Raw genomic sequence first — 19,029 nt, 5'->3', positions numbered from 1 at the left:
CCTACCTCGCCGTGAGTGCGACGGCGTGCGCGACGTGCTCGCGCGTGGCCGCGAACGCCGCCGCCATCTCCCGCGCCTGTCCGGGGTACTCCGCGTGCCCGGCGGAGTGCACCGCCAGCTCCAGCTCGGCCCCGGTGCCGGCGCGCTCGGCGGCGCGGACGCCGGAGGCGACGCCGAACTGGCCGGGCGGTGGCACGTGCGCGTCCCAGAGGGCGCACTCGACGCGGGTGGGCACCCGCAGGTACGTCGCCGCCACGGACGCGTCGGTGAGGGCGAGGACGGCGCGGGCCTCGGGGTGCGCGGCCACGTACGCGCGCTGCGCCTCGCCGCTGCCGGTGCACGGCACGGCGAGGCGCTCGTCGTACTGGCCGAAGCTCGGCACCTCCAGCGTGGCGCCCACGAACCGGTCGTCCCACGGCACGGCCAGCGCGCCCACCCCGCCGCCGAAGCTCGTGCCCACGTAGTACAGGGGCAGGTCGGCGGGCACGCCCGCGACCCCGGCGAGCACCTCCCGCAGCGCCGTGGCCGCGTGCCACAGGTCGACGGCGCAGCGCCCCAGCACGTACGTCTCCACGTCCTCGATGCCGGCGAGCACGTGTGCGGTGCTCACGTCCGGGGCGCCCACCCCGGCGTTGAGCGCACCCAGGCCGCGCGCCACGGGGAAGATCACCGCCGCGTCGCGAGGCACCCGCTCGAACGACGGCGCCTCGCGGCCTCCGTACCCGTGCCCGTGCACGATGCCGACCCGGACGGGCGCGTCCACGGGCAGCGCCAGCCAGGCGCGCAGGCGCAGGCCACCGTCGGCGGTGAACGTCACGACCGACACCTCGTGGGCGCCCTGCCGGCCCACGGGCTCCGCCACGACGTCGGCCTGCACGTCGCGCGCGGCGTCGTGCCACGACCGCCACAGGTCGGCGAAACCGTCCGGCTCGGCGGCGGGCGGCACGGCCAGCAGGCCGGCGCGGTCGTAGCCGTACGTGCCGTCGATCGGGCTGTCGGGGAACCAGGCGTCATAGGGGGCGGGCAGGGTCACGGGATCTCCAGGCTCTCGAGGTCCGGGCCGACCCGCGGCAGCCTGCGTGACAGACTGTGCCGCGGGTCGAAAGGGGAGCGGGTGCTCGTCGCAGAACGCAGGTCGCGGATCCTGGCCGAGGTGCGCCGCCGGGGCGCCGCGAGCGTCACCGAGCTGGCGCAGGAGCTGGGAGTCAGCGCGATGACGGTGCGCCGGGACATCGAGGCGCTCGCGGACGCGGGCGAGCTCGACCGGGTGCGCGGCGGCGCGACGACGCGCGGGGACGCCGGCGCGGTGCAGGAGCACGGGTTCGCGTCGCGGGTGCAGCAGCAGGTCGGGGCCAAGCGGGCCATCGCCCGCCGCGCCGCACAGCTCGTGGAGCCCGGCATGGCCGTGGGGCTCTCGGGCGGCACGACGGCGTGGGTGCTCGCCCAGGAGCTGCGCGCCGTCCCCGACCTCACGGTGGTGACGAACTCGCTGCCGGTGGCGGAGGCGTTCCGCCGCCCCGACCGCGCCGACGAGCCGTACACGCAGTCCGTGGTGCTCACCGGCGGGGTCCGCACGCCGTCCGACGCGCTCGTGGGCCCGGTGGCGGTGCGCTCGCTGGAGCACCTGCACCTCGACGTCGCGTTCCTCGGCGTGCACGGCGTGGACCTGCACGCGGGCCTCACGACGCCCAACCTCCTCGAGGCGGAGACCGACCGCGCGCTGCTGGCCGCCGGCCAGGACGCCGTCGTGCTGGCCGACCACACCAAGTGGGGCGTCGTCGGGCTGACCACGATCGTCGACCTGCACGAGGTGGAGCACCTGGTCACGGACGACGGCTTGGACGACGACGCGCGCGAGCTGCTCGAGGCGCACGTCGGCGAGCTCTGGGTGGTGCCGGTCGACTGACCGCGCGGTGGCGGCGCCACCCGTCAGCGGGCGGTGCTCGCGCGCGGCACGACGCGCGCGTCCACGACCACGTGCTGCACCGGCAGGTTGCCGCCCGGCGGGGTGGCGATCTGCCGCTCCAGCTCGCTCAGCGCGCGCTCGACGAGGGCCTCCTTGTCCGGGGAGACCGACGTGAGCGACGGCGTCGTGAACTGCGCGCCCCGCACGTCGTCGATCCCCACGACCGCGACGTCCTGGGGGACGCGCCGCCCTGCCTCGTGCAGGGCGGGCAGCGCCCCGAACGCGACGGAGTCGTTGGAGCAGACGATGCCGTCGAGCTCGACGCCGCGGGCCAGCAGGTCGCGGACGGCGCGCCGCCCCTCGGCGGGTGTGAACGACTCGACCTGGGCCACCAGGTCGGGGTCGTCCGCGATGCCGAGCGCGGCCACGGCCTCGCGATAGCCGGCGTACCGGCGGTCGGCGGCGTCCGAGGGGCGCGCGTCCCGCGGCCCGACGAACGCGACCCGCCGGCACCCGACGGACGCCAGGTGCGCGGTGGCCGCGTACGACGCGGCCCGGTTGTCGATCGTCACGTGCGTGAACGGGCTGACGAGGATGTGCTCGCCGAGCAGCACCAGGGGCCCGGGGGAGGTGCGCCGCGTCAGGTCGGCCACGGACAGCGCGCGCGGGATGTGGATGAGGCCGTCGGTCGGGGGCAGCCCGATGCCGTTGGCGACGTCCACCTCGCGCTCGTGGTCGCCCGCGGTCTGCTGGATGAGGATCGACAGCCCGCGCTCGTCGGCGCGCCGCACCAGCAGCGCCGTGAGCTCGGCGAAGTACGGCTCCTCGAGGTCCGGCACGGCGAGCGCCACGATGCCGGTGCGCTCCTTCCTGTGCACGGCGGTCAGCGTAGCCCGGTCCGCCGTCCGGGACACCGTCGCGATCCCGCGCGCGGCGCGGGTGAGTCCTGCGTGCGGCACGCTCACTCCTGCACGCGCAGCGCGACCACGCGGGCCTGCGCCGAGCCGTTCGTGGCGCCGACGACGAGGCGCGCGGCAGCCAGGGGGCCGAGGTCGGCGGGCAGCGGGTGCGTGCGCAGGCGCCACCGGTTGTCGGTCTCGTCGGCGACGGTCACCCAGGCGTCGCCGGACTCGGGGGCGCCTGCCGGCAGCACCTCGACGCGGTAGTCCTTGACCAGGGTCGGCATGATCTCATCGGGCGTGCGGTGGTGGTGCAGCGTGTTGAGCTCGACGTCGAGGTCGTCGTCGAAGACCAGGCGCACCTCGCGCCCGGTGACGGGCTCGTCCCAGTCGAGGCGCAGCCACTCGTCGCGGCCGGCGACCATCGGCGACGACGCCCACAGGTGCGGGCCGCCGTGGTTGCGGTGGTAGCCGCCCGTCGCGCGCTCGGGGGCCAGCGCTCGGGTGTCCGGGCCGGCGCGGAACACGACGGACCGCCCGCGCAGCGGCTTGGTGGGCCACTGCACCAGCAGCTCCTCCGAGCTGATCTGCACGTTCTGGTCGTCGTTGTCGACGCGGTGCACCAGCGTGAGGACGCCCGCCGGCAGCGGGGAGGTGAGGCGGACGGCCACGTCGGGGTTGGCGCGCAGCACGACGACGGCGTTCTGCGGGGTGTCGGGGGCGAACGGCACGTGCGCGGTGACCCAGCGCTCGTCGCCGGCGGGCACGACGACGTCGGTCTTGGTCTCCAGGTGCGCGGGCACCACGTTCTGCGGCTTGCCGGTGGAGAACACCTCGACCGACAGGGTGGTGTCGCGGCGGGCGGAGACGAGCAGCTCGACCGTCTCGAGCCGCGGGTCCACGGGCAGCACGATGCCGAGGTCGACGTCGAGGTCGTAGACGTCGAAGCCGTCGGGACCGATGTCGCCCGGATCGAGGTCGGCCGGCTCCGCGACGGGCGCGGCGATCCGTGTCGTCGTGCTGGACGCGGTGACGCGGGCGCGGCGCGCGACGTCGTGCGGGTCGGAGTTCGCGATGCCGACGGCGGGCGCGTCCCAGCGCAGCAGCGTCTGGCGCAGCTCGTCGAGGTGGTCGGTGTAGATGCCGCGCGGGGTGGTGCCGTGCTCCACGCACAGCGCGGCCGCGGTGCCCGCGGCCTGGCCCATCGCGCCGCACGTCGCCATGACGCGCGCGGCGCCGAACGCGATGTGCGTGGCCGAGACGTCGCGACCGGCGAACAGCATGTTCTCCACGTTCACCGAGTACAGCGAGCGGTAGGGGATCTCGAAGACGCCGTCGGAGAAGCGCTGCAGCGCGCCCGCGCCCTCCGCGTACATGCCCTGGGCCGGGTGGAGGTCGATGGACCAGCCGCCGAACGCGACGCCGTCGTCGAACACCGTCTGGTCGACGACGTCGCCCTGGTGCAGCGTGTAGTCGCCGATCAGGCGGCGGTACTCGCGCTTGCCGGGCACGTTGCCGATCCACTCGAGCGTGAGGTTGTCGGCGTCGAACTTCCCGGAGTTCTTGATGTAGTCCCAGATGCCGAGGATGACGCCGCGCAGCTCGTCGCGGATGCGCTCGTTGTCGTCGACGATGTCGAGCTCGCCGCCCCACTCGATCCACCAGTAGTGCGCGCCCGAGTCGCCGCTGCGGATGACGCGGTTCATCGGGATCGGCGTGGTGGTGATGTCGATCGCGGTCTCCGGCGCGACGTACTTCACCGGGTGCCCGAGGTCCTTGGTGTAGAAGAGCAGCGTGGAGCCGAGGAACTCGCGCACCGGCTCCGGCGGCGCCCACTCCTCCCCGAACTCGGTCTGCGACTCCTTGCCGAGCCGGTAGCGCGCGCCGGCCAGGTGGCCGACCAGTCCGTCGCCCGTGCAGTCGAGGAACACCGGCGCGACGAACGTCGTGAGGATCTCCGAGCCCATCGTCCAGCCGGTAACGGACTCGATGCGGCGCGCGTCGTCGGGGCCGGTCGCGACGACCTCGCGCACGTCCGTGTTGAGGAACAGCCGGATGTTCTTCTCGCGGCGGACGGTGTCCAGCACGACGTCGTCCCAGTAGACCGGGTTGCCCTCGGGGTTGCGGTACTGGTTCTCCACGTACATCTCGCCGACGATCCCGGTCTCCCGGGCCCAGCGCTGGTTGCCGTGCGCGGTGGCGCCGCACACCCACACCCGCACCTCGGAGGAGGAGTTGCCGCCCAGCACGGGCCGGTTGTTCACCAGCACCACCTGGCGGCCCAGCCGTGCGGCGGCGACCGCCGCGCTGACGCCGGCGAGCCCTCCTCCGACGACGACGACGTCCGCCTCGACGGTCTGCGTGCGCATGATCTCTCAGTCCTCGATCCGGTGGTTGTGCTGGTCGAACGTGGTGGTTCTCGTGGTGCGGGCGGGTGTGCGGCGCAGGTCGCGGGCGTCAGCCGGCGGCCAGCACCTCGACCTCGTAGACGCGCGCGACGTCGGTCGCCGAGCTCGACGGGTCGGTGATCAGCAGGCGGACCTGGTCCGCCTGGGTGGTGGGCACGGGCAGGGTGACCGTGCCCGAGGTGTTGTTCGTGACCTGGCCGGCCGGCACCCAGCCGTCGGCGGTGTGCAGCTCGACCGCGAACGAGCGCAGGACGTCGGCCGTGCCGGTCGCCTTGCTGTAGCCGCTGCGGACGCGGACGGTGTCCACCGCCTGCGGGGTGCCCCAGTCGGCCGTGAGGACCGGCCGGGCGTCGTCGGCCGCGGAGATCCAGCGGCTCGCGTCGACGCACGACCCGTCGACCGCCAGCTCCCCGCCGGTGTCGGCGCGCAGCGTGGACGACACCGTGACGTCCGCGCCGCGGGCGACGTTCACGTCGGTGCTCTCGCCCCGGAGACCGGCCACCAGCTCGGCGGCCGTCGAGCCCTCGGGCGTGCCGCCCGTGCGGGGCACCGTCGCGTGGAAGAGCTGGCCGGCGCTCGGCACCGTCACGTACAGCTGGTCCGTCCCGCTGCCCGTGGTCACGGCGCTGAGCCGCTGGGCGCCGGTGCGTGCCTCGCCGACGGTGCTGAAGCGCCAGGTGTCCTCGCCGCGCACCTGGTCGGCGCGGACGACGGCGCTCTGCTGGCCCGTGACGCACGAGGTGGTCTCCACCACCGCGTACACGCGCGTGGTCGGGCCGGCCGACGTCGTCTCGATGGCCGCGGAGGTCTCCACGCCCGGGCCGAGGCCGCCGAGGTCCAGCACGGTCTCGCGCTGCCAGGCGGCGCCGTCCCACCGCGCGAACCGGACGTCGTAGCCGTCGAACGCGGTGACGCCCTCGGTCCGGAACCGGTAGGCGATCCCGTCGAGCGTGTCGCCGTGCACGGACAGCTTCGCCGTCTGCAGGGCGGGCCAGTACGAGCCGATGTCCTCGCCGTCGACGTACGGCTGGTACACGACCGCGCCCGGGGTGGTGGGCGTGACCGGCGTCTCCAGGGCGTTCCCGGCGACGTCGCGGAACGACCCGTCCGCCGGGTCGTACACGGCGTACGAGCCGAGGTGCCGCGACGGGTCGGCAGGCCACGGGCCCCACTCCCACAGCACGTGCACGCGTCCGTCCGTGCCCACCTCGAGGTCGTCCGGGTAGAACGAGTGGCCCTTCGCGTCCGCGACGACGGCGACCCGCGACCACGTGCCGGCGCCCGTGTCGAAGCGGTACAGGTTGCCCGTGCGGGCCTGGCGCTCGTCCGCGCCGGCGCGGGCCATGACGTACACGTCGCCGTCGGCGCCGCGGGCGGTCACCGGGTAGGTGACGGCCAGGTCCTGGTCGGGCATCTCGCCCGACACGTCCACGAGGCTGGTGACGTCGCCGGGCGTCGTCGTGCGGAAGTAGTTCCACTGCTCGTGGTGCATCGAGACGAAGGCGTGCACGTTCCCGTCGCCGTCCACGACGATCGACGGCTGGTTGTGGCCGTTGTCGTCGACGAACGTCGCGCACTCCCCGTCGGTCGCCCGCAGGCAGCCGTCCGTCCAGGCGCCGTCGGCGCCGCGCGCGGCCACGTGGACCTGGTGCGTCGCGGCCGTGGGCCCCGGCGCGTTGTACGCGACGTAGGTGGTGCCGTCGACGACGTCGATCGGCTTCCACCAGCCCGCCTGGTTGGACGAGTCGACGGTGAACGGCAGCTCCTCGACCTGCGGGGCGTGCTTCGCGTGCGCCGCGGGGGCCGAGGCCGTCGCGGGCAGGGCGGCGGCCCCGACCGCCGCGGCCGCCGCGAGGGCGGCCGCGGCGCCGGTCAGGGCGGTGCGCAGCGTCGGGGTGGGGCGTCGTCGCATGGTTCCTCCTCGAACCGTGGTCAGGACTCCGGGGGTGGGCACGGTCGGGTCAGCCGACCAGCTTCTGCGCGGCCTCGCCGGCCTTCTGCATGGCCGCCTTGGCGTCCGTCTTGCCGACCAGCACGGCCTGCACCTGCTCGGCGACGACCGTCTCGATCTGCGAGTACGCGGTGAACTTCCAGAACGGGTTGCTCGTCGACGTGGCGGTGATGCGGTCGTTGAACAGGGAACCGAACGTGTCGGCGGCGACGACGTCGGACTGCTGGGCCTCGGTCGTCACCGGCGGCAGGCCGCGCACCTCGTAGTCGGCCAGCACGGTGTCGAGGTCCGACGTCGCGAACTGGGCGAAGTCGGCGGCGGTCTCGGCGCCCTCGCCGTCGACGACGGCGATCGCGCCGCCCCAGACCAGTGCGCGCGGGGTCTCGCCGTCCTTGAGCACGGGGCGCGAGAGCGGCACGAGCTTGCTGCCGAGGTCCTTGTCGGGCGACTCCTCCTGCACGGCGTTGCGGCCCACGGGGGCGTCGTCGTAGATCGCCGCGCGGCCCTGCGCGAACAGGGAGCGGGCATCGAAGCGGTCGACGTCGGCGGCGATGAGCTTCTGGTCGTACAGCGACTTGTACCAGGTCACGGCCTCGACGGACGCGTCGTCGCCGATGGTGACGGTGTCGCCGTCGACCAGCGGGCTGCCGAACGTCTCCATCCAGATGAGGATGTCCTTGAGCTGCGCGGCCTTGGTGGACGCGGCGTAGGGGATGAGCCCGCCGCCGAGGCCCTTGAGGTCCTTGAGCGCCTTCTCGAACGCGTCGACCGTCGTCGGGAACGCGTCGGGGTCGATGTCCGCCTTCTGCAGGATCTCGGAGTTCGCGACGAGCCCGATCGCGCCGATGGTCCACGGCAGGCCGTACTGCACGCCGTCGAACTGGGCGGCCGTCAGCGCCGCGTCGGTGTACCCGCGCCCCTCGGTCAGCGCCGACAGGTCCTGCAGCTTGCCCATCGCGGCGAGGGAGCCGAGCCACGCGACGTCCACGTGCGCCGCACCGGTGAACTGGCCGCCCTTCACCTGCAGCGTGAGCTGGTTGATGTACTCGTTGTAGGGGAACGAGACGTCGTCCACCGTGACGCCGGCCTGGTCCTGGTAGGCCTTGACGATCGCCTCGAGGGCCGGGGCCGCGGCCTCCTCGGTGAACGACCACGACGAGAACGCGAAGTCCGTCTTCGCGCCGCCTGCCGCGGCGGCCGAGGCGGCGGCGCCCGTGGACGACGGCGCGGACGGCGCGCAGGCGGCGAGGGCGGCGGTGCCGGCGCCGATGCCGAGCAGCTGGAGCACGCGACGTCGCGACAGGGCGCTCTGGGGAAGGGTGAGAGACATGGGGATCCTCCGCATCGAGGGTCGTTCGGGGTGGGGAAGGGGTGGTGACAGGGGCGTCGCGGGCTCGGTCAGCCCTTGACGGCGCCGGCGGTGAGGCCGCCGACCAGGTACTTCTGCAGCGCGATGAAGGCGATCGCGACCGGGAGCGAGACGACGAGCGACGCCGCCATGAGCTCCGGCCACGCCGTCGAGGCCTCGCCGATGAACGTGTTGACCAGGCCGGGCGGCAGGGTCTGCTTCTCCGGTCCGGCGAGCGTGAGCGCGAAGACGAAGTCGTTCCAGCCGCGGACGAAGGCGAACAGCCCCGCGGCGATGAGGCCCGGCGCCGCCAGCGGCAGCACGATCGAGTGGATGATCCGCAGGCGGGACGCGCCGTCGACCCGCGCCGCCTCGATCAGCTCGTCCGGGATGGTGTCGAAGAAGCCCTTGAGCATCCACACGCACAGCGGCAGCGTGAACGTGGTGAAGCTCAGCACCAGCGCGGTGTAGGTGTTGAGCAGCCCGTACGCGCTGAACACGCTGTACAGCGTCACCAGCAGCAGGGCCTGCGGGAACATCTGCGACGCCAGCACCAGGTACATCAGCGAGCGGCGGCCGCGGTAGCGGAACTTGGAGAACGAGTACCCCATGTACGCCGAGACCAGCACCGACAGCACCGCGGTGATCACCGAGACGATGACGCTGTTGCGCAGGTATCCGAACAGCTGGTCGTTCGAGGCGAGCGCGGCGAACGCGTCCAGCGTGGGCGCCGACGGGAAGAACTTCGGCGGGTAGCTGAACACCTGGTCGCGCGGCGTGAGGGACGTGGCGAGCAGCCAGTACACCGGCAGCAGGCCGAAGCCGCCGCACACGACCACCGTGGCCCAGGCGGCGAACCGGACGCCGGGGCGCTCGGAGCGCAGGGCGCCGCGGCGGAGGCGCTGGGGCGGCCGGGGCGCGTCGTCGGCCGGGGACGACGCCGAGGGCGGGGTGGGCGCGGCGGGGAGCTGCGTCGTCGCGCTCATCGCTCCTCTCCCTTCTCCGAGAAGCGGACGTACACGACGACGAGCGCCATGAGCAAGACCATCCACAGCAGGCCGAGCGCGCCGGCCTTGCCGAGGTCGTAGCCCTGGAAGGCCGTCTCGTACACGGCGGTGGCGAACGTCTGGGTGGCGCCTGCGGGGCCGCCGCCGGTGAGGACGTAGATGATGTCGAAGTGCTGGAAGTTCCAGATGAACTCCAGCAGCAGCACCAGGCCCACGATGCCCTTGAGGTGGGGCAGCGTGATGGCGAAGAAGCGGCGGACCGTGCCCGCGCCGTCCATCTCGGCCGCCTCGTGCAGCTCGATCGGCACGGTCTGCAGGCCGGCCAGGAGCATGACCATCATCCAGGGGAACGACTGCCAGGTCTTCGCCAGGATCACGGCGCCCATCGCGGTGCCCGGCTGCGCGAGCCAGGCCTGCGGGTCGTCGACGAGGCCGAGACCCTGGAGCAGTGCGTTCATCACGCCGTAGTTGGCGTTGAAGATCCACATCCACAGGAACGACACGACGACGCCGGGCACGAGCCAGGGGATGAGCATGAGGCCGCGCAGCACCTTGGCGCCGCGGATCCTCGTGTTCAGCGCCAGCGCGAGGGCGAAGCCGATCACGAACGGCAGGATCGTGGTGCCGAGCGTGAAGACGAGGGTCTGGCGCAGCAGGCGCAGGAAGTCGCCCTGCAGCACGTCCACGATGTTCTGCAGCCCGACGAACGTGCGTCCGGGCAGCACGAGGCTCTGCTCGAAGAACGCCGTGACCAGTGCCGCGACGAGCGGGTAGAGCACGACGCCGGCGAGCAGCGCGACGCCCGGCAGGAGCAGCAGGACGGCGAACTGTCCGTCGCTGAGCCGGCGTGGTGCCGTCTGTGACTTTCTGTGTTCAAGAGTGTGAGTTTGTGAACTCGTCATGTCCACGTCCCTGTGGGTCAACCTCGGCAACGAGGGTGATGAGCTGGTGTCCGTGACACACTCTGGCCGATCTTGGCCGATCTGGTCAAACCCCTGCGATCTCGGTGCGGTAACAACTTGTCGCGCCAGGGAACAATTTCAAACACAACGTCACACGACAGTGAACATGCGAGAGGCCGCCGGGCCGACCTTCGTCGGACCCGCGGCCTCGGGGCGGGCGGATGCGGCCGTCAGGCGGTGAAGGGCAGCTGCTCGGGGCGCATCTCGTGCCGCAGCGGCTCGCCGACGACCCACCGTTCGACCTCGTCGGCGGCGGCGTGGCCCAGCCGCGCCTCCTCGGTGCCCAGCGACCCCGCGACGTGCGGCGTGAGGAAGACGTTGCCCAGGCCGAGCAGCGGGTGTCCCGCCGGCAGGGGCTCGGGGTCGGTGACGTCGAGCACGGCGAACAGGTCCTCGCGGTCGGCCAGCAGGCACGCGAGCGCGTCGTGGTCCACCAGCCCGCCGCGCGCGGTGTTGATCAGCGTGGCCGACGGCGCGAGCAGGCCGAGCTCGGCGGCGCCGAGCATGCCGCGCGTGCCGTCGGTGAGCGGCGCGTGCACCGACACGACGTCGCTCGCGGCGAGCAGCTCGGGCAGGCCGACGAGCTCGACGCCCGCCCGGCGCGCGTCGTCGGCGTCGTAGTACGGGTCGTGCACCAGCACGCGCACGTCCAGCGGGCGCAGTGCCTCGGCGGCGAGGCGCGCGATGAGCCCGAAGCCGACCAGGCCGACCACGGCGCCGTCGAGGCCGCGGATGCCGTCGCGCCCCGGCATCGCGCGCTGCCGCGCGGCCGTCAGGCCCAGCCGCAGCGCGTTCTTCACGGCCAGGTGCACCATCGACACGGTGAAGTCCGCGACGGCGCGCGCGTTGGCGTGCGCCGCCGACGTGACGCGCACCCCGCGCGCCCACACCTCGGGGGTCACCAGGCCCCGCACCGAGCCGGCCGCGTGCGCCACGAGCTCCAGGCGCGGCAGGCGGTCGAGCATCGCGGCGTCCAGCACCGGGGCGCCCCAGCCGGTGACGAGCACGCGCGCCGACGCGAGCGCCTCGTCGTCGGCGGCGCGGAGGCCGACGATCGTGCCGTGGGCGGCGAGCCGGTCGCGCACGGCGGCGGGCAGGACGGAGCCCGCCCACTCCTCGCCGACGGCGGTGAGGATCGTCGTGGGCGGGGCGGCAGGCGGCGTCGGCATGGTCTGACCTTAGCGGGGGAGCGCGGTCAGCCGACGGCCTCCACCCGCAGCACGAGCGCCGTCTCGGGCGCCGACTCCGGCGTCTGGAGCCCGGCGACGGCGAGCGTACGGCCGGTCAGGACGGTGCCCTCCGGGCGCCTGAGCCACGGCGGGACCGACCAGCCGTCGTAGGCCTCGCCGCTCAGCGGCAGCGGGGTGACGCGGTAGCGGCGCGCGGGGTCCAGGCCGCGCAGGGTCAGGCGGCCGGGCGGCGCGGTGGCGGGTCGGGTCAGGGTCGCGACCTGGAACAGGGCGCGGGAGCGGTCGGTCGCGACGACGCCCCACACCTGCCGGCCGTCGTCCGCGGGGAGGTCCTGGCGCACCAGCGTGCCCGTGTGCAGCAGGCCGCGCTCCGCCTTGTACAGCTCGATCCAGCCGGCCAGGTGGGCGAGCTGCTCGGGCGTCGAGCGGGTGAGGTCCCACTCGATGCCGAAGTGGCCGAACAGGGCGGTCGCCGCGCGGAAGGCGAGGGAGTGCGCGCGGCGGGTCTGGTGGCTGACGTCCGCTGCGACGTGCGCGCCCAGGTACTCCAGCGGCAGCAGCTGCGCCGTCCACGGCTGCATCTGCTGGCGCTCCAAGGGGTCGGTCACGTCGGACACCCAGACGCGCTGGGTGTGCTCGGTGACGCCGAGGTCCACCCGGCCGCCGCCCGACGAGCACGACTCGATCTCCAGGCCCGGGTGCCGCCGCCGCAGCTCGGCCATGAGCGCGTAGGCGGCGAGCGTCTGGGCGTGCACGACGGGCCGTCCGTCCTGGCCGGAGCCCGGGTCGACGAGGTCGCGGTTGTGGTCCCACTTCACGTAGTCCACGCCGTGGGCGCCGATGATCGCGCTCATCCGCTCCAGCACGAAGGCGGCGGCGTCGGGGTTCGACAGGTCGAGCACGTGCTGGTGCCGCGACGGCACCGGCACCCGGCCGCCGGTGGTCAGCACCCAGTCGGGGTGGGCGCGCGCCAGGTCGGAGTCGAGGTTGACCATCTCGGGCTCGAACCACAGCCCGAACTGCATGCCGAGACCGTGCACGTGGTCCGCGATCGGGTCCAGGCCGTCGGGCCACACCTCCTCGTCGACGTACCAGTCCCCCAGGCCGCGGGTGTCGTCCCGGCGGCCGCGGAACCAGCCGTCGTCGAGCACGTACCGCTCGACGCCCAGCTCCGCCGCGGCGTCGGCCAGCGCGGTGAGCCTCGCGAGGTCGTGGTCGAAGTAGACCGCCTCCCACACGTTGAGGGTCACCGGGCGCGGGCTGCGCGGGTGCGCCGTGCGGCGGCGGAGCATCCGGTGCAGCCGCGCGGCCTGCGCGTCGAGGCCGTGGCCGTGCACGCCGTAGATCCACGGCGTCTCGTACTCCTCGCCCGCGCCGAGGGTCACCTCGCCGGGCAGCAGCAGCTCGCTGCCGCCCAGCACCTGGTCGCCCGTGGGCAGCCGCTCCGCCCAGTGCCGGTGGTTGCCCGACCAGCCCACGTGCAGGCCCCACACCTCGCCGTGGCCGAAGCCGAAGCCCGGGACGCCCGCGGTCAGCACGGTTGCGGCGTCGAAGCCCGTGCGGCCGCGGCGGCCCTCGCGCAGGTGCGTCCCCACCGTGAGGTCGTGCCGCTGCGGCACCCGCTCCTTGCCTCACCGGCCCGTGAGGTCGAGGACCTCCCGCGCCCGAGGCGGCACGGGCAGGACGACGGCGAGCTCGTGCAGCCGGTACGGGCGGCCGTCGTTGCGGAGGGCGGCTCGCGTCCGCAGCACGCCGTCGACGGTGAGCTCGACGTCGAGGACGAGCGTGAGCTCCGCGACCGGGTCCGTCGCCTCGACGCGCAGCGCCCCGGCGCCGCCCTCGGTGAGGCCGGCGGCCAGGGTGCCGCCGCACAGCGTCGCCACGGTGGTCGTGAAGCGCGGCGACCAGGCGCCGCCGTCGCGCTCGCCCACGATGCCCGGGCGCCCGAGCCAGCCCGTGCGCGGCTCCGGCACGAGCGCGAGCCGGGTCGGCTCGTCGGGGCCGCTGCTCACGAGCGGGGCGGCCGCGGCCTCGACGACGGCGGCCGCATCGTCGGCGGTCAGCGGGCCGAGGTCGTCGCCCCAGTGCACGACGGCGGGCAGCTCGCCGCCGCGGGCGTCGACCAGCACGCTGACGCCGTCCGCGCGCAGATGGACGAGGGTGTCGACGGCGGAGCCGTGGGCGGCGGCGTCCGCGCGGCCGGTGGTGGCAGTCACGCCCTGAGCCTGCCATCCGCCGGCCACGAGATCGGTCATCCGGCACACGATCGGTCATCCATCGGACCGATCCCGTAGCGGATGACCGATCTCAGGCGACCGGCACCACCCGCAGCCGCCAGCCCACGAAGGCGGCGACCAGCGCGATCACGAGCCAGACGAGGCCGTGCACCAGGGCGTCGTGCGCCTTGGCCAAGATCTCCAGGGAGTACACCGGGTCGTCCGCATCCGCGAACATCGTCGAGACGTACCAGCGGTTGCCCCAGCGGAACCCGTCCGCGACGGCGAAGAACGCGGCGAGCACCGCGACCGTCTGGAAGAGCCCGCGGCCCCGGTGTCTGCGCACGTCGCACACCCTAGGGCGGCGGCTCGTGCCCGTCAGCGCTCGGGGACGGTCGCGACGGCCTCGACCTCGACGAGCGCGCCGGGGCGGGCGGGCGCGATGGCGAGGACGGTGACGGCGGTGCGCGCGCGCCAGACGCGTCCGGAGGCGGCGTAGGCCTCGTTCGGGTCGACGGCGGGGTCGAGGTAGATCGTCAGCTTCGCGACGTGCTCCACGTCGGTGCCGGCCTCGGTCAGCACCGCGATCACGTTGCGCAGGGCAGCCTCGGTCTGCGGTCCCAGGCCGCCCTCGACGAGGGCGCCGTCGGGGCCGGTGCCGTTCTGCCCGCCCACGTAGAGCGTGCGGCCGGCGGGCAGGATCATGCCCCACGCGAAGGCGGGGTTCTGGTGCAGCGAAGGCGGGTTGACCGGCGTCGGCGTCGACTGCGCGTTCATGGGCGGGTCCCTTCGTCGAGGTGTGTCCTGAGCATCGCGCGCACCACCGACACGGCTCCGGTTGCGGTTGCGGTACCGCCCAGCGGCGGAAGACTCCCCGCCATGGAGAACGTGGACTACGACCAGCTCGCCGACGACTACGGATGGTTGTTCGGCACGGCCGCGATCATCGTCTACCTGGCGGTGGCCGTCATCTTCCTGATCGCGTACATCCGGATCATCCAGAAGGCCGGCTACTCGGGCTGGTGGGTCCTGGTCGGGATCGTGCCGATCCTCAACGTGGTGATGTTCCTCGTGTTCGCCTTCTCGCGGTGGCCGGTGCTGCGCGAGCGGGACGCGCTGCGGGCGGGGCAGGGGTACCCGCGCTGACCTGCGCGGGCGCGGTCGACCGCCCGGCACGCTTGGAGGAATCCTCCAAAACGACCGGGGGGACATTGGCACCGCCGTCGGGGGGTCTGCCCCCTGGACGGCAACCTACGCTGGCGTAGGCTACGAAGGCGTAGGTTCCGGTGGCGCCGATCGGTGCGCCGGGACCTCCTCCGTGCCGGAGCAGCCCAGCCCCCGTTCAGGGGCCGTCAGCGAAGGAGACCGCGTGCCGCAGCACACCACCGGCGAGCCCGACAAGATGCCTGTCGACGTGCCCGCCGACGTCGCGCCTGCTGACGTCGACCCCCTGGTCCAGCTCGTCTCGCCCACCGGCGAGCGTGTCGTCGAACCCGACAACGCGACCTACCGCTCGCGTGTCGACCACCTCACCTCCGAGGACCTGCGCGCCCTGTACCGCGACATGGTGCTGACGCGACGGTTCGACGACGAGGCCACGGCCCTGCAGCGGCAGGGCGAGCTCGCGCTGTACGCGCAGGGCCGTGGCCAGGAGGCCGCCCAGGTCGGGTCGGCGTACGCCCTGTCGCCGCAGGACTACGTGTTCCCCTCCTACCGCGAGCACGGCGTGCTCCAGGCGCGCGGCGTCGACCCGGTCGACCGCCTCCGCCTGTACCGCGGCGAGGACCACGGCGGCTGGGACCCGAACGAGCACAACGTGCACCTGTACACGCTCGTCATCGGCTCCCACGTGCTGCACGCGACCGGCTACGCGATGGGCGTGCAGCGCGACGGCGCGGTCGGCACCGGCGACGCGGCGCGCGACGCCGCCGTCGTCACGTACTTCGGCGACGGCGCCACGAGCCAGGGCGACGTCAGCGAGGCGCTCGTCTTCGCGGCCGTGAACAACGCGCCCGTCGTGTTCTTCCTGCAGAACAACCAGTGGGCCATCTCGGAGCCGACGTCGCGCCAGTCGCGCGCCCCGCTCTACCAGCGCGGCGAGGGGTTCGGCATCCCCAGCGTGCGGGTGGACGGCAACGACGTCCTCGCCTGCTACGCCGTGACCGCGGAGGCGCTGGAGCGCGCCCGCTCCGGCGGCGGCCCCACCTTCGTCGAGGCGTACACGTACCGCATGGGCGCCCACACCACCTCCGACGACCCGAGCCGATACCGGGCCCGCGCCGAGGAGGACCACTGGGCCCGCCGCGACCCGATCGACCGCCTCGCCGCGCTCCTGCGCGCCGAGGGTGCATGGGACGACGGCTGGGCGGCCGGCATCGAGCGCGAGGCCGACGCCCTCGGTGAGCGGCTGCGCACCGAGGTGCGAGAGCTGGGCGCCCCGCCCGCGACGGCGATGTTCGAGCACGTGTACGCCACCGAGCACGCGCAGGTGCAGGCCGAGAAGGCGTGGTTCGAGCAGTACGAGAACGAGACGAACGAGACGACGGGGGCGGCCCGATGACCTCAGCAACCCCGCAGACCCTGACGTTCGCCCGGGCGATCACCGAGGGCCTCCGCTCGGCGCTCGAGTCGGACGGCAAGGTGCTCGTCATGGGCGAGGACGTCGGCCGCAACGGCGGCGTCTTCCGTGTCACCGACGGGCTGCAGAAGGACTTCGGCGAGGACCGCGTGGTCGACACCCCGCTCGCGGAGTCCGGCATCGTCGGCACCGCGATCGGCATGGCGCTGCGCGGCTACCGGCCGGTGTGCGAGATCCAGTTCGACGGCTTCGTGTTCCCGGCCTACGACCAGATCACGACGCAGCTCGCGAAGATGCACTACCGCTCGCGCGGCCGCCTGCAGGTGCCCGTCGTCATCCGCATCCCCTACGGCGGCGGCATCGGCGCGGTGGAGCACCACTCGGAGAGCCCGGAGGCGCTGTTCGCGCACACGCCGGGCCTGCGCGTCGTCTCGCCGTCCACCCCGCAGGACGCGTACGACATGATCCGCGCCGCCGTGGCGTCGCCGGACCCGGTGCTGTTCTTCGAGCCGAAGGGCCGCTACTGGTCCAAGGGCGAGGTCACGACCAGCCCCTACCCGACGGTGGCCGCCGCCGGTGGCGCCGACGTGCTCAACCGGGCGCGCGTCGCCCGCCAGGGCACCGACGTCACACTCGTCGCCTACGGGCCGACGGTCGCGACGGCGCTCAAGGCGGCCGACACGCTGGCCGCCGAGGGCACCAGCGCCGAGGTGGTCGACCTGCGCGCCATCTCGCCGCTCGACGTGACCGCCGTCGCGGAGTCGGTGAAGCGGACCGGGCGCTGCGTCGTCGTGCACGAGGCGCCGACGTTCCTCGGCTCCGGCGCCGAGGTCGCGGCCCGCGTCAGCGAGGAGTGCTTCTATTCCCTCGAGGCCCCCGTCCTGCGGGTGGGCGGCTTCCACGCGCCGTACCCCGTCGCGAAGCTGGAGCACGAGTACCTGCCGAGCGTCGACCGCGTCGTGGACGCCGTCGACCGCGTGCTGGCCCACTGAGAGCGGACCTGAGGAGAACGATGACGACCCAGCGCTTCCCGCTGCCGGACGTGGGCGAGGGCCTCACCGAGGCCGAGATCGTCGAGTGGAAGGTCGCCGTCGGCGACACCGTCGCCGTCAACCAGGTGTTCGTGGAGATCGAGAGCGCCAAGTCGCTCGTCGAGCTGCCGTCGCCGTGGGCGGGCACCGTCACGGCGCTGCTCGCCGAGGAGGGCACGACCGTCGACGTCGGCACGGCGATCATCGAGATCACCACCGACGCCCCCGCCGGAGCGCCGTCGGGCGGGTCGTCGGACGCGCCCGCCGCGGCCGCCGAGGAGACGTCGGGCGAGGGCTCGGGCTCCGTGCTGGTCGGGTACGGCACCGGCGACGGCGCGGGCGGTGGCCGACGACGGCGGCGCGCTGCCGCCCCGGCCGCCGAGGTCGAGGCGAAGCGCCCGACGTCGATGTCCGGGACGTCGACCTCGGGCGCTCCCCTCGACGTCGACGTACCGGCCCCCGCCCCGGCCGCCCCGGCGATCGAGAAGCCGATGGCGAGCGTGCCGGCGGCGCCCGGCGCGCAGAGCACCCGGGTGCTCGCCAAGCCGCCGGTGCGCAAGCTGGCGAAGGACCTCGGCGTCGACCTCGCGTCCGTGCACCCCACGGGCCCGGGCGGGATCGTCACGCGGGAGGACGTCGTCGCGCACCACGAGGGTGCCGCCCCGAAGTCCCTCGCCACCTACCCCGACGACGACAGGCCGTGGCTCGCCTCCGGCACGGTCAGCCAGGACGGCCGCCAGACGCGCGTGCCGGTGAAGTCGGTGCGCAAGCGCACGGCCGAGGCGATGGTGGCCAGCGCGTTCACGGCGCCGCACGTCACGGTCTTCCAGACGATCGACGTCACGAAGACGATGAAGCTCGTCGCGCACCTGAAGGAGGACCGCGACTTCGCGGACGTGCGCGTCACGCCGCTGCTCGTCGCCGCCAAGGCGATGCTGCTGGCGGTCAACCGGCACCCGCAGATCAACGCGAGCTGGGACGAGGGCGCGCAGGAGATCGTCTACAAGCACTACGTGAACCTGGGGATCGCGGCGGCGACGCCGCGCGGCCTCGTCGTGCCGAACATCAAGGACGCGCACACCCTCGACCTGCTCGGCCTGGCGAAGGCGATCGCGACCCTCACGTCCACGGCGCGCGCGGGCCGCACGCAGCCCGCGGACATGGCGGACGGCTCGATCACCATCACCAACGTCGGCATCTTCGGCACCGACACGGGCACGCCGATCCTCAACCCCGGTGAGGCGGGCATCCTCGCGTTCGGCGCCATCCGCAAGCAGCCGTGGGTGCACAAGGGCAAGATCAAGGCGCGGTGGGTCACGCAGCTCGCGCTGTCCGTCGACCACCGCCTGGTCGACGGCGAGCTCGCCGCCCGCTACCTGGCCGACGTCGCGAAGGTGCTGGAGGACCCGGCGCGGGGGCTCGTCTGGGGCTGAGGGCGCCTCGTGCCCGGAACATTCGTGGACGGAGCATGACCGAAACTGGATAGTTCGCTAGGGTAACCGACCGGTTCCGCGCCGACGTCGGGACCGGAAG

General features: G+C 73.6%; 16 protein-coding genes and 1 pseudogene. 5 read left to right on the top strand and 12 right to left on the bottom strand.

Translation table 11 applies throughout. The features are described 5' to 3' along the window. Window position 1 precedes the first annotated feature (1 nt). Window positions 2–1,033: an acetylxylan esterase gene (locus ACFCZN_RS07375; protein WP_430556332.1), complete on the bottom strand. Its 1,032-nt coding sequence runs from the start codon at window positions 1,031–1,033 to the stop codon at window positions 2–4. A gap of 81 nt (window positions 1,034–1,114) precedes the next feature. On the opposite strand from ACFCZN_RS07375, the gene ACFCZN_RS07370 reads away from it, so the two are divergent. Next, on the top strand, window positions 1,115–1,906 hold the full coding sequence (locus ACFCZN_RS07370; RefSeq protein WP_430556331.1) for a DeoR/GlpR family DNA-binding transcription regulator: 792 nt from the start codon (window positions 1,115–1,117) through the stop codon (window positions 1,904–1,906). 23 nt (window positions 1,907–1,929) lie between these two features. On the opposite strand, the gene ACFCZN_RS07365 is transcribed toward ACFCZN_RS07370, so the two are convergent. The 11 genes and pseudogenes from ACFCZN_RS07365 to ACFCZN_RS07315 form a co-directional block, all read right to left on the bottom strand. Continuing rightward, entirely contained in the window at window positions 1,930–2,865 is a 936-nt protein-coding gene (locus tag ACFCZN_RS07365) for a LacI family DNA-binding transcriptional regulator (protein ID WP_430556330.1), read from the bottom strand. Window positions 2,866–2,867: 2 nt separating this feature from the next. Continuing rightward, a complete protein-coding gene (locus tag ACFCZN_RS07360) occupies window positions 2,868–5,174 on the bottom strand; it encodes an FAD-dependent oxidoreductase (protein WP_430556329.1) in 2,307 nt (768 codons plus the stop codon). Between the two features lie 88 nt (window positions 5,175–5,262). After that, complete coding sequence (locus ACFCZN_RS07355) at window positions 5,263–7,125, bottom strand: BNR-4 repeat-containing protein (RefSeq protein WP_430556328.1); 1,863 nt, start codon at window positions 7,123–7,125, stop codon at window positions 5,263–5,265. A gap of 49 nt (window positions 7,126–7,174) precedes the next feature. After that, entirely contained in the window at window positions 7,175–8,494 is a 1,320-nt protein-coding gene (locus tag ACFCZN_RS07350; RefSeq protein ID WP_430556327.1) for an extracellular solute-binding protein, read from the bottom strand. Between the two features lie 68 nt (window positions 8,495–8,562). Then, entirely contained in the window at window positions 8,563–9,498 is a 936-nt protein-coding gene (locus ACFCZN_RS07345) for a carbohydrate ABC transporter permease (protein ID WP_429765587.1), read from the bottom strand. Continuing rightward, on the bottom strand, window positions 9,495–10,421 hold the full coding sequence (locus ACFCZN_RS07340) for a carbohydrate ABC transporter permease (RefSeq protein WP_430556326.1): 927 nt from the start codon (window positions 10,419–10,421) through the stop codon (window positions 9,495–9,497). Before ACFCZN_RS07340 ends, ACFCZN_RS07345 begins: the two co-directional genes overlap by 4 nt. 230 nt (window positions 10,422–10,651) lie before the next feature. Then, window positions 10,652–11,650 (bottom strand): hydroxyacid dehydrogenase, encoded by a 999-nt coding sequence (locus tag ACFCZN_RS07335; RefSeq protein WP_430556325.1) that lies wholly within the window; start codon window positions 11,648–11,650, stop codon window positions 10,652–10,654. A gap of 26 nt (window positions 11,651–11,676) precedes the next feature. Then, window positions 11,677–11,976 carry a GH36 C-terminal domain-containing protein gene (locus ACFCZN_RS07330; RefSeq protein WP_430556382.1) on the bottom strand — a complete coding sequence of 100 codons (300 nt, stop codon included), beginning with the start codon at window positions 11,974–11,976 and terminating at the stop codon, window positions 11,677–11,679. A gap of 102 nt (window positions 11,977–12,078) precedes the next feature. After that, window positions 12,079–13,761, bottom strand: a pseudogene (locus tag ACFCZN_RS07325) (alpha-galactosidase); the annotation flags it as partial. A gap of 217 nt (window positions 13,762–13,978) precedes the next feature. Then, on the bottom strand, window positions 13,979–14,233 hold the full coding sequence (locus tag ACFCZN_RS07320; RefSeq protein ID WP_430556324.1) for a hypothetical protein: 255 nt from the start codon (window positions 14,231–14,233) through the stop codon (window positions 13,979–13,981). A 32-nt stretch (window positions 14,234–14,265) separates the two neighbouring features. Next, entirely contained in the window at window positions 14,266–14,664 is a 399-nt protein-coding gene (locus ACFCZN_RS07315; protein WP_430556323.1) for a RidA family protein, read from the bottom strand. A 102-nt stretch (window positions 14,665–14,766) separates the two neighbouring features. Here ACFCZN_RS07315 and ACFCZN_RS07310 point away from each other — a divergent pair, with 102 nt between their 5' ends. From ACFCZN_RS07310 to ACFCZN_RS07295, 4 genes are all read left to right on the top strand, one after another. Continuing rightward, complete coding sequence (locus ACFCZN_RS07310) at window positions 14,767–15,033, top strand: DUF805 domain-containing protein (RefSeq protein ID WP_429765594.1); 267 nt, start codon at window positions 14,767–14,769, stop codon at window positions 15,031–15,033. 256 nt (window positions 15,034–15,289) lie between these two features. Continuing rightward, entirely contained in the window at window positions 15,290–16,447 is a 1,158-nt protein-coding gene (gene pdhA, locus ACFCZN_RS07305; protein ID WP_430556381.1) for a pyruvate dehydrogenase (acetyl-transferring) E1 component subunit alpha, read from the top strand. Further along, window positions 16,444–17,457 (top strand): alpha-ketoacid dehydrogenase subunit beta, encoded by a 1,014-nt coding sequence (locus ACFCZN_RS07300; protein ID WP_429765596.1) that lies wholly within the window; start codon window positions 16,444–16,446, stop codon window positions 17,455–17,457. Before pdhA ends, ACFCZN_RS07300 begins: the two co-directional genes overlap by 4 nt. Window positions 17,458–17,477: 20 nt before the next feature. Further along, entirely contained in the window at window positions 17,478–18,929 is a 1,452-nt protein-coding gene (locus ACFCZN_RS07295; protein ID WP_430556322.1) for a dihydrolipoamide acetyltransferase family protein, read from the top strand. Window positions 18,930–19,029: the final 100 nt, after the last annotated feature.

The sequence above is a fragment of the Isoptericola sp. NPDC056134 genome, from assembly GCF_042264825.1.
GTDB lineage: Bacteria > Actinomycetota > Actinomycetes > Actinomycetales > Cellulomonadaceae > Isoptericola > Isoptericola nanjingensis.
Note: the sequence above shows the minus strand (reverse complement) of the source record. Positions and strands in the feature narration are given on the sequence as shown.